The sequence below is a fragment of the Inhella sp. genome (assembly GCF_041912635.1).
In the GTDB taxonomy this organism is placed as follows: domain Bacteria; phylum Pseudomonadota; class Gammaproteobacteria; order Burkholderiales; family Burkholderiaceae_C; genus Inhella.
This window is the reverse complement of the sequence record NZ_JAYRMO010000074.1, coordinates 1-1,672: the sequence shown is the minus strand read 5'-3', so window position 1 is coordinate 1,672 and position 1,672 is coordinate 1. Positions and strand designations below refer to the sequence as shown.

Sequence of the window (1,672 nt, the reverse complement as noted above, 5' to 3'; positions counted from 1 at the left end):
CGCAGTGCCCCTGCGGCACGTAAATGGCGCTGCCGGGCGCAAGCTGGGCGCGGCGGTCCAGCGCCTCGTCCAGCGTGGGGGCGGTGTGGCAGCCCACAAGCCAGTCTTCCAGCACGGCGCGCAACCCTGCGTCGTGCACACGCAGCAGATCCGACAGGCGCGGCAGGCCGTTTGCTGCGTTCGGCGTGGGTGCCTGCGGCGGCGTGAAGAAGGCCAGCTTGGCAGCGGGCGCATCGCCCCCGCCCGCGCCCAAGAAGCCGCGCACCATGTCCAGGCGGCCCACTTCGAGCGCGCCCAGGCGCTCGCGCAGCGCGGCTTCCAGCGCATTTTCCCAGCCGGGTTCGATGTGGATGCGGCTCCACAGGCCCTGCAGGCCGTCCAGGCCGTGCTTGGCCAGCCAAGGGCGCAGTTTGCCGTCGGTCTTGACCTTTTCCTGCAGCGCCTTGAGGGCCTCCATGCGCGCCGAGAGGTCGGCCTGGCGGGCGGTCTCCTGGTTCACGGCCTGCTGGCGGGCGCGGCGGTCTTCGTCCAGGCGGGGCACGGCTTCCTGCAGTTCCTCCAGCCGGGCGGCGGCCAGTTCCTGGGCCTCGGTGGCGGCGTCGCACTGGCTGCGCAGGTTGGCCAGGCGGGCTTCGTCGGGCGCAGCCAGGGCGTTGCGGTCGGCGCGCAGGCGCTCGAAGCGAGCGTCGGCCTGGCGGGTCTGTTCGTCGATGCTGCGCTGCTCTGCCGCCAGCACCTGGATTTGCTGCTGCACCTGCACCACGCTGGCACGCTGGGCGTCGGCCTGGCCCTGGGCCTGGCGCAGGGCTTCTTCCAGGTCGGGCAGGCGCATGGCCTGCTCTTCCACCTGGGCGGCCAACAGCTCGGCTTTCTCCTCGGCATCGACCCCGGCCCCGGCCAGGTGTTCCAGTTCGGCACCGGCCTCTTCGCGGCGCGACTGCCACTGGGCGATCTGCTCGGCCAGTTGCACCAGGCGCTGCTCCACGCGCTGGCGGCCTTCAAGCACGTAGCGGATTTCGGCCTCCAGGCGGCCGACTTCGGCGCTGGCCTCGTAGAGCTTGCCCTGGGCCTGGTTGACCTGGTCGCCTGCGGCGTAGTGCGCCTGGCGGATGGTTTCGAGCTCGGCCTCGACATGGCGCAGGTCGGCCATGCGCGATTCCAGCTCGTTGACGGCGGCCAGCCCTTCGGTGCGCACGCGGGCCTGCTCGGCCTCGGCCTCGGTGCGCTTGAGGTACCACTGCTGGTGCTGGCGCAGCGTGGCCTGGGACTGCAGCTGCTTGAAGCGCTCTGCCACCTCAGCCTGTTTTTCGAGCTTTTCGAGGTTGCTGCCCAGCTCGCGCAGGATGTCTTCCACGCGCGTGAGGTTCTCGTGCGTGTCGTGCAGGCGGTTTTCGGTTTCGCGGCGGCGCTCCTTGTATTTGGAGACACCGGCGGCCTCTTCGAGGAACAGGCGCAGCTCCTCGGGGCGCGATTCGATGATGCGGCTGATGGTGCCCTGGCCGATGATGGCGTAGGCGCGCGGCCCCAGCCCGGTGCCCAGGAACACGTCCTGCACGTCACGGCGGCGCACGGGCTGGTTGTTGATGTAGTAGCTGCTGTTGCCGTCGCGCGTGAGTACGCGCTTGACGGCGATTTCGCCGTACTGGTTCCACTGGCCACCGGCGCGGTGGTC

At 70.3% G+C, this 1,672-nt stretch carries 1 pseudogene; it reads right to left on the bottom strand.

Annotated features, from left to right (window positions below):
• Positions 1–1,672 (bottom strand): annotated as a pseudogene (locus ACE3QP_RS21730) (chromosome segregation protein SMC); the annotation flags it as partial.